This window comes from Moorena sp. SIO4A5 (genome assembly GCF_010672005.1).
Classification (GTDB): domain Bacteria; phylum Cyanobacteriota; class Cyanobacteriia; order Cyanobacteriales; family Coleofasciculaceae; genus Moorena.
Map to the genome: position 1 here is coordinate 1 of NZ_JAAHHZ010000255.1, position 6,798 is coordinate 6,798.

Below are 6,798 nucleotides of genomic sequence, written 5' to 3' on the forward strand. Positions count from 1 at the left end.
CTTCGTTCGCGTTTGGCCTACGGCCACGCGGGGCTCGTTCGCGCAGCGGAGGCCTACGGCCTAAAGCGTCGCCTACGGCGAGGTATAAAAATTACTAAAACCAAACAAGTAGTAGGATTTGATTTGGCAACTAAAGAACTATGACTCTGATTCAGTCTACCTTCTAGCTTCCTTGTCACCCCATCAGCATTATTTTTTTGACCACAAGTCGCTCTAATTGCCAATCCATAAGGCTTCTGGCTTGGTTGTCACCCCGTCAGGCTGCTTTAAGGCAGGATGCAGAAGGCAGAAGGCACGTAATACCGTAGTTGCAACTATTGTTAATAATTCCAGTGATTTTACAAATGATTTAAGATTACTATATGTTACAAGTTGGCTCTTCCGGCTTTGCGGTGATAAGACAAGCTTATGTCAGGTAATTCCGCCAGTTCCAGCCACGTTGATTTTCGATTTTGTGCCTTTTAATACGTTTTCAACCACAGATCCGGAAGAGCCTACAAGTTTTGTCCCTTGATAGCTATAAAGGATACTGTTTTGATACTTTTGTCAAGTACCTTTTTTACTAAATTAGATGAGCTTACCCTGGTAAAATTTAGTCATAAGCTTATTGATTGTAAACAATAATTAATGAAAATTAATCCTAATGAATAGGAGTGTTTTATACGAAAAATGAGAGCTATATCCCTTGTCATGTCTGCTTTCTAACTATTTTCGTACAAAAAAACAAAAAAAGTGTTGACTTTCTCAAATAATAACGATAAGATACCAAAAGTTATTAAGCAGCCTATCTATATATAGCGTTCGTCATAGCTATGAGGTACACATTTTTTTTGCCCTCTTCCCTTATCCTGGCTCCCGGCTCCCCGCTCCCGGCTCCCCGCTCCCCGCTCCCGGCTCCCTAGAACCCAGAGAGTTGTACCTCATGGGTATAAGACTTGCTATAGTATGCTAGTCTACTCTCAAAACACACAGATGAGATCCATCACAACAAAGCTCAAACTTAATAACAAACAGAAAAAGATGATGGCTCAACACGCAGGAGCAGATGGTGTTTTAACTGGAGTTTCAATTTATGGAATATCGAGATTTAAACCCAATTATAAGGATCCAAAAATACGGTTGTCTTGACTTTAATGCCTGTGGGTGAGTAACCGCCGACGGTCTCAGGGTCAGCAGTAATTAAACATGATCAGATGGTCACGTTATGTGACGCTTTGTATCAGTTTTGTAGAGCAGTGTAGAGGTAATAGAGAAACTTAGTTCTAACGAATTAGATTAAAATCCGTTTTAGAGGAGCCAATGTCAAGGATTGTACTGTAATGAAGAGCCGTATGATACGTGCATTGTCACGTACGGTTCTGGAGACGAATCAGTGGAGTGACTCACTGGCTTAGTTTAATGGAAACTGCCTGCGGGTATCCAGATCAGAAGTGGTATTAAAAGCAAAAAATATAATAAATAATTGGTATAAAAAAAATGCTGGAGTTAATTAATCGTTATCAATATGGGTTTGTTTCTATTCCTGTAATCTTAGCCTGTAGAGAAAAGGGATTATTTGACTTAATAAAACAAAAGAGAATAACCCACCGGCAAATAGCTAATACTCTAGGGGCAAATACGGGTCATTTGCAAGTAGCCTTAAAAATGATGGAATCCCTAGGTTGGCTATCAAAAAATGAGGTTGATGAATACTCCCTCACGGATAATTTTCAACCATATCTCTGGACATGATCAAGCATGCTATTCGGTTGTTGCTCGACTATTACCTACATTTCCAGGATGTTCCGGTTCCAATCAGATTCATCCCATAATTCAGGAATTCCTACTTTATAAATCAGCTCTAAAATAAAATTAAATCAATGCTAGATAAAATAAATCGTTATGCTCATGGGTTTGTAGCTGTACCAGTGATTTGTGCTTGTTCAGAAGCAGGGGTATTCGAGTTACTATCACAGAAAAAATCACTGAAATTAGAAGAAATAGTAGAGCATTTAGCAGCAAATAGTGGACATCTAATGGTAGCTATGCGACTCCTAGAGTCATTATCATTCCTATATCGCTCTCAAGCAGAAGAATACATATTGACAGAACAAAGTCAACAACATCAAATCATCCCTAAAGCTCTGATGAGCTTATATAAATATCCATTTGAGTTATATTTAAAAGGAGAAGTAGAAACAGGAATCAGCAATTGGATTAATTGTTCATCTCGAAGATGGGATACAGAAAACTCATTACTAAGTGATTTATTAGATGGAGTATTACTCATCCCCCTGCTACTAGAACTGAAAAAACAAAACTTACTGGATGAATCAAAAAAAATATTTAACACATTAACAAATTCCCTTAAACAAGAACTATCAACATTATTCATCAATTTAGGATGGGCAGAAGAAAAAACAGAAGGGCTATATTTAACAGATATAGGTAGATTTATGCGTGACAGATCCTTAAACTTAGGAACAACAGCGTCTTATGCTCCTATGTTGTTACAGATGAAAGAATTACTATTTGGAAATCCTCAGAGAGTATTTCAAAGAAATAAGACTGAAAAAGAAAGACACGTAAATAGAACATTAAATGTAGTAGCAAGTGGCTTTCAACACGAAAAGTTTTTTGCCGATACAGATAAAATCATCATATCTATATTTAACCAACAGCCAATAGAAGAGCAACCAAGCTATATAGTAGACATGGGTTGTGGGGATGGAACGCTACTGAAACGAATATATAAAATCATCAAACAATTCTCTGCTAGGGGAAAAGTATTAACAGAGTATCCTATCATCATGGTAGGAGTAGACTACAATCAAGAAGCATTAGATGTCACAGATAAAAATTTAGTAGATATTCCCCATCTAGTCATTCCAGGAGATATAGGAGCACCAGAAAAATTATTAGAGCAATTGAAAGCACAAGGAATAGAACCAGAAAAAGTATTACATATTCGTTCATTCCTAGATCATGACCGACCATTTATAGCTCCAAAAAATACAGAAATAGCTCAAGCACGCTCTCAGTTAGATTATCAAGTAGTAGATGTAGATCGAGAAGGAAAGCTGATACCACCTCACATGGCAGTACAAAGTTTAGTAGAACATCTAGAAAGATGGTCATCAATAATAACTAGACATGGATTATTGCTCCTAGAAGTACATAGTTTAACGCCAGCAGTAGTCAAAAAATATATAGATGAAAGTGAATCTCTGCATTTTGATGCCTATCATGCCTTCTCAATGCAACATTTAGTAGAAGCAGATGTGTTCTTGATGGCAGCAGCAGAGGTAGGTTTATTTTCGAGGAAAGAAGCTTTTCGTAAGTATCCGAAAATGTTACCATTGACTCGAATCACAGTTAATCATTTTGAAAAGCGTGAATATCAGATACGGTATGCAACTGTAAAGGATATACCTAGTATGTTAAGCTGTGCCACTATTAATCAACCTGCGAACGAATCTTTGTTTGAAGTTTTATTGAAACAAGCTCCAACAGGACATTTAGTGTTAGAAAGTCAAGGGGAATTGGTAGCTGCAATCTTAACAGAATATAAAAAATCTAATGAGGTGCTGGAAATAAGTGAGTTTTTAGTAAGGACTTCTGTAGAAAATTGGCAAGTATTAGCAAAAGACTTACTAGAATTTGTGGAACAGTGGGGAATAGTCAAACCAGGAATCAAAGAAATAGATGGATTGTTAAAATACCATGAAGCTATCTCAAACTTTCAAAAATCAAAATGGCATCAATCCTCAGTTTTAAAAGAAAAACTCACAGAAAAAGTAGCTCTACACCAATTAGCCACTTTAGAACTATGTGATTTAATGGCTCCAGAATATGAGCTAGAAGCCTTTGCAGCACGTTGGCTTTTGCGTGTTTTTCAAGATATGGGTGTATTTCTCAGAGAGGGTGAATCTTATATAGAGTCTGAGTTGATTTCTCAGCTAAAAATTTCATCACGTTACCAGAGACTTTTAAATGCTTTATTACAAATTTTGCATAAGCGTGGTATTCTAAAAATTGATAAAAATCGAGTGTTGACATTAGCAAGATGCAAGAGTTTTGCTCTACAGAATGTTTCGTCTGAAGTTGCTGCTTTTTATCAGTATTTTTCCGAAAAATATCCGGCTCATTTACCCTGGTTAATAGTAGTAAAAAGGTGTCTAGATAAATATCCATTGATTCTACGTGGTGAAGTTGATGTCAATGAGGTAGTCTTTACTGATGGGGATATGGAGCTATTTGCTGGACTATTTCTAGGACATCCTGTTGCTGACTACTTTAATGAGTTGCTAGCAGATGGGGTTTGCTGGGAAGTAGAACAACGTTTGTTAGAAAATAGGGCGCAACCTATTCGGATATTGGAGATTGGAGCAGGAACGGGAGGTGTTACAGGAATATTACTAGAAAAGCTAGCTTCTCTAGCAGAGCAAATTGAATTTTGGTTTACTGATATTTCTAGCGTTTTTACACGTTATGGTGAGAGTAAGTTCAAGCAGTTTACTTGGGTGAAATATCAAACCTTTGACATAGAAAAATCTCTTGAGGCTCAGGGAATCAACTCTGAAAGTTTTGATGTGGTAATTGCTGGTAACGTACTACACAGCACAAAATGGATTCATCAAACCTTAAATAACAGTAACTTACTATTAAAGACTGGTGGATTATTGGCATTACTAGAGTTTACCCAACCAATTGATATTCTTTTTTACTTTGGAGCATTGCTTAAAGGATATTGGTTATTTGAAGATCCAGAATACCGATTAGAAGTTGGTTGTTTACTGAGCATACCACTGTGGCAAAAAGTTCTCAGTGATTGTGGGTTTGATGAAATAATACCATTGGGATTGCCCTGTGAGATGCACGATCTTTCCAAGGCGAGAGAATCTGTTATATTTGCTCGAAAGCATCAAGTGAAGGAGAAAACATTTTCTGATAAAAATCAACAAAATTTGACAGAAAATGGGAAGCATGGGCAGGCAGAATTCGTTTTTATTAGTATTAATAATTCACAAGAAAGTTCATCCAAATTAGAAATTTTTGAACAGGAATGTCGAAAATTATTAAAATCTCTACTGGGTGTTCAACGTATGGAGAGTTTGTATGGTGACACACCACTAATGGAGTCAGGAATGGATTCACTGGAGTTGTTAGAATTTCGTGCTCTTATAGAAAGAAAGTTTGGGATTAAGTTAAAGTCTACCTTCTTTTTTAGTTACAAAACTCTTATAGCGGTAGCAGAGTATCTTTCAGAACGGGAAGATATTAATTTTAGTTAGTAGGACTAGGACTGAAAAAAAAACAACGTTTTCACAGGTCCACAGGGGGAAAATTTGAATCAGGGGGAAAATTTGAATGCATTCTAACCAGAGCAGTTCACTAGCAAGAATAGCCATTGTAGGTGTGGCTTGCCGTTTTCCTGGAGCAGATACTAAAGAAGAATTTTGGCAGCTACTTAAGGAAGGTCGGGACTCAATGCAGAATCTTCCTTCAGAGCGTTGGGGAAATCTATTTAACTCCATGAGTTCAGAAATAGATTTATCTATTCAACGCGGTGGTTTTTTGAAAGATATAGATTTGTTTGACTCATCCTTTTTTAGGATTACTCCTAGGGAAGCGCAGTTAATGGACCCCCAGCAAAGGCTGTTGTTAGAATTGTCCTGGGAAGCGATGGAAGATGCAGGATATGCAAGCGATACATTAAAGGGTAAATCAGTAGGGGTTTATGTAGGAGTTTGTCACTATGACTACAGAAGTTTATTAGAAAAAGGTTTGGAGACAGCCGAAATAGCTCAAATTGCTACTGGTACAGCTCCAGCAACTTTTGCCAATCGCCTTTCCTATTTTTATAATTTTCACGGCCCTAGCTTAACTGTTGATACGGCTTGTTCCAGCTCTTTGGTAGCAATGTATGAAGCAGTAAATGCAATACGTCGTGGGCAGTGTCAAACAGCATTGGTAGGAGGCATTAATTTAATGTGTTCTCCTGTGAATAACCAAGTTTATAGTGCTGCGGGTATGTTATCTCCTGATGGAGTCTGCCGGGTGTTTGATGCGGGTGCTAATGGGTTTGTCAGGGGAGAAGGAGGGGCAGTAGTTGTACTTAAAGATTATCAAAAAGCGTTGACGGATGGTGATTCTATTTATGGGGTTGTTCGCAGTGTAGCAGTGAATCATGGAGGGCAAGCAAGTTCTTTTACAGCACCAAATCCCCAAGCTCAGGCAAAATTGTTGGAACAGGCTTATAGGGAAGCTAATATTGATATAGAGTCGGTAGGTTATATTGAAGCACATGGTACGGGTACATCTCTAGGAGACCCAATTGAGGTAGAGGCTTTAAATGAAGCGTTTAAAGGGTTGAGTTCAAGTGGTAAGTTACCTGCTAATAGTTGTGGTTTGGGCTCAGTTAAAACAAACATTGGTCATTTGGAAGGGGCAGCAGGTTTGGCTGGACTAATCAAAGTTTTGCTGTGCATGAGGTATGCAACTCTTCCATCTTCATTAAATTATCAGCAACTTAATCCTGATATTGAATTAGAAGAAGGTCCGTTTTTTGTGGTGGACAAGCTTCAATCTTGGGAAATAAAAGTTGATAGGGTAGGAAAACCTTATCCACTTAGGGCAGGGTTGAGTAGCTTTGGTTTTGGCGGTACAAATGCTCATGTAGTTCTTGAGGAAGGAGAAAATAAGAAGGAAGGAAGAAGAGGGGATAAGGAACCTTCAGTTCATCTATTAACCCTTTCAGCTAAAACTGAAACAGCTCTTTCAGAGTTAGTCAGTCGTTATCAAAAATATTTCAACACA

The 6,798-nt window shown here is 37.8% G+C and carries 3 protein-coding genes; all 3 read left to right on the plus strand.

The window, feature by feature from the left end:
- Positions 1-1,476 precede the first annotated feature (1,476 nt).
- Positions 1,477-1,731, plus strand: a complete 255-nt coding sequence (locus tag F6K57_RS34120; protein ID WP_075900462.1) for a methyltransferase dimerization domain-containing protein — start codon at positions 1,477-1,479, stop codon at positions 1,729-1,731.
- Between the two features lie 128 nt (positions 1,732-1,859).
- Positions 1,860-5,273: a methyltransferase gene (locus F6K57_RS34125; RefSeq protein ID WP_293072357.1), complete on the plus strand. Its 3,414-nt coding sequence runs from the start codon at positions 1,860-1,862 to the stop codon at positions 5,271-5,273.
- A 76-nt stretch (positions 5,274-5,349) separates the two neighbouring features.
- A partial coding sequence (locus F6K57_RS34130) for a polyketide synthase (RefSeq protein ID WP_293072358.1) occupies positions 5,350-6,798 on the plus strand: 1,449 nt, incomplete at its 3' end.